2 protein-coding genes are annotated in these 2,955 nt (G+C 73.5%); one reads left to right on the top strand and one right to left on the bottom strand.

Features of this window, described 5'->3' with window-relative positions; all coding sequences use genetic code 11:
- Nucleotides 1-1,041: DNA polymerase III subunit delta' (locus tag ACLBYE_RS30115; RefSeq protein WP_447696971.1), on the top strand; the 1,041-nt coding region annotated here is incomplete at its 5' end.
- A 120-nt stretch (nt 1,042-1,161) separates the two neighbouring features.
- Here the strand turns inward: ACLBYE_RS30115 and ACLBYE_RS30110 are convergent.
- Entirely contained in the window at nt 1,162-2,136 is a 975-nt protein-coding gene (locus ACLBYE_RS30110) for a helix-turn-helix domain-containing protein (RefSeq protein ID WP_447696970.1), read from the bottom strand.
- Nucleotides 2,137-2,955 lie beyond the last annotated feature (819 nt).

Below are 2,955 nucleotides of genomic sequence, written 5' to 3'. Positions count from 1 at the left end.
GACCGCGCCGCCGACGACGTCGAGCCCGGGGACCTCGCCGGGATCCCGCGCCCGCGCGAGACCCTCGGGCTCGTCGGCCACGCGGCCGCGGCCGACGCCTTCGCGGCCGCCATCGCGGCGGGGCGCCTGCACCACGCGTGGCTGATCGGCGGCGCCCCCGGCATCGGCAAGGCGACCCTGGCCTACCGGGTCGCCCGGCGCCTGCTCGCCTACCCGGCGGGCGGGGGCCCGGCGGGCCTCGACGTGCCGGCGGGCGACGCCGTCCTCGGCAAGGTGGCGGGCCTGTCGCACCCGAACCTCGTGGTCCTGCGCCGCCACCGGAGCGCCGGCGCCAAGACGCTGCCGACCAAGATCTCGGTCGACGCGGTGCGCCGCGCCCTCGACCTGTTCGCCTCGACGGCCGCGGATTCGGGCTGGCGCGTCTGCATCCTCGACAGCGCCGAGGACCTGAACGCCAACGCCGCCAACGCCCTGCTCAAGGTGCTGGAGGAGCCGCCGCCCCGCGCGCTGTTCCTGATCCTGTCCCACCAGCCCGGCCGGCTGCTGCCGACCATCCGCTCCCGCTGCCGGGCGCTGATGCTGCGCCCCCTCCCGGCCGAGGACGTCGCCCGGGTGGTGCGCGGCCTGCCCGAGCCCTTCGCGCAGCCCGACGAGACCGCCCTGGCCCGGGCGCTGACCCAGTGCGAGGGCTCGGTCGCCCGCGCGCTCGCGATGCTCGATCCGGTCACCGCCGGCCTCGTGGCCGAGATCGAGACCCTGCTGGCGCGGGCGCGCACGCCCGACTGGGGCCGGGTGCTCAAGCTCGCCGAGACCCTGGCGGGCCGCGACGCCGAGGCGCGGTTCGAGGCCGCCCAGGACGCGGTGCTGCGCTTCGTCTCGTCCGAGATCGACCGGCGCCGGGACGAGCCCCCCGCCCGCCTCGCGGCCCTGGTGGAGGTTGCCGACCGGTTCGGCCGCGCCGCCCGGGAGGCGGCGATCTACAACCTCGACCGGCGCCCGGTCGTGCTGTCGCTGTTCGGGGATCTCGCGGCGGTGGCTTGAGGCCCGGCGGGCGCTCCCGTCGGCCCGGGACCGTGCGGCGAGCCCGGGCTCCGGACGCGCCGCGCAGCGGGACGGCGCCGCGTCCCGGCCGAGCGCGACCGGCACCGGAGTCGCGGCGTCTCACGGATCCGGCCGGCTGCCGGACAGGCGCAGGATCGCGGCTTCCCTGTAGGCGCGGGGCGACAGGTCGTGGCGCTCCTTGAAGCGCCGGGCGAAATGGGCCTGGCTCGCGAAGCCGCACTCGTAGGCCACGACGCCGATCGGGCGGTGCAGGCTGACCGGATCGGAGAGGCGCTTGGCCGCCGCCGCGAGGCGCCGCTCCCAGATCCAGTCGGAGATGTGCTGGCCGCGCTCGTGGAACAGTTCCTGGAGCCGGCGCAGGGACACGCCCGTCGCGGCGGCGAGCCGGGGCGGATCGAGGGTCTGGTCGCCGAGATTCGCCTCGACATGGGCCTTGGCGCGCTGGACCACGACGCTGCCGTGCAGGGAATGCGGCACCTCCCGGGCCATCCGATCCGCGAGCGCGGCCACGATCAGATCCACGCCGATGGTCGCCATGCGCTCCGCCGCCTCGGGGGAGAGCTGCCGGTTCACCCGGAGCAGATCCCCGAAGAAGGTCGTCACCAGGCGGGTCGTGGCCGATTCGGCGGGCATCGTCAGGGCCGCGAACAGCCGTGCCGGTCCGAGCAGGCCCTCGAGGCGCTCCCGCGGCAGGGCCATGACCAGGGTCTGGCCATCCGTGCGCGCGTCCAGCACGCCCGGGTGATGGTCGATGACGGTGAGGTCTCCCGTCCCCTGCACCGCCTCGCGGCCGTGCTGCTGGAAGGTGGACGCGCCGGCGAGACGGAAGTTCACGCGGATCAGCCCGTCCGGCCGGCGCCGGACCGTATCGGCGGTGATCGTGGTCGTGAGGGCGCTCTGGGTGATCCGGCTGAATGTCAGCGGGCCGACGGCGCCGATCTCGATCTCGCCCGCGAACGGCCCGTCGGCGCGCCGGCGCTGCTCGATCGGCCCGATCCGTTCGGCGACGACCTCCTGCCAGAGCTTGAAGCGCGTCCGGGGATGTGTCCCGGCCGTCGAGAAGACCCGGCGCATCAGGCCGCTCGGAGAGGCGCCGGCGCGCGGCCTTCGGAGGGCCCGTCCGTTGCGCGGAGCCGGATGCCCCGGAGCGTGACCTGAAGACAAGTCATCGACGACAGATAGATCACATCACCCCCATATTCGATCGAATGATCCAGCAATAATCGACTTCTTGTCTCTATAATTCGCAATATATAGAACCGCCCACGACCAACCGGCCGATCTCTATAGACATTTCGTCGGCAAAGATCCGGCAATACCGATTCGAATCGCTCATATGTCACGCTCCTGCGTCGCTCAAGCTCTGAGAATGACTTAGCGAACGGATCTGCGTCCGCTGGCGCTCGGCATTCCGGGCCGATGTGACGTCGATGGCGGCCGTGCGTGGTGCACCGGTCCGGCGGCGCGACGGAACCCCGTCAGGGCTCGGCCAACGTGACAGTGCGCGCGGCCGATGGTTCTTCGGCACCGACGTCCTTGCGAGCGGAGCGAAGCAGTCCAGTGGCACTCCGCCTGCCGACGTCGCGCCGCCCTGGGTCGCTTCGCTGCGCTCGCGATGACGGAGAAGCGCGCGTCGACCGCGGCGCGCGCTCGAATTGCCTTGACAATGTTCCTATTTTGTGCTTCCTGTCCGCGGCGGCCCGGGAGCGATCCCGGGGCGTCCTTCGGGGGCCCGCCCGGTGGCTGACCGTGCGGGTCCGGGGACAGGGCGGCGCCCGCGTCGGTGGCTCTCAGCCGCCATCGCCCCGGGCGGCGGACCGGTGCGGGGCGTGCCTCGGACGCGGGCGTGAGACCGGGCGGCACTGTGCCCGGCGGGGTGAGGAAATGCCCCCG

This window comes from Methylobacterium sp. A52T (assembly GCF_053346095.1).
This window is presented reverse-complemented; position numbering and strand designations above follow the sequence as displayed.

What these genes read in the sequence shown, in the direction of transcription:
- ACLBYE_RS30110 (WP_447696970.1), bottom strand. Translation starts at nt 2,136, where the DNA reads ATGCGCCGGGTCTTCTCGACGGCCGGGACACATCCCCGGACGCGCTTC.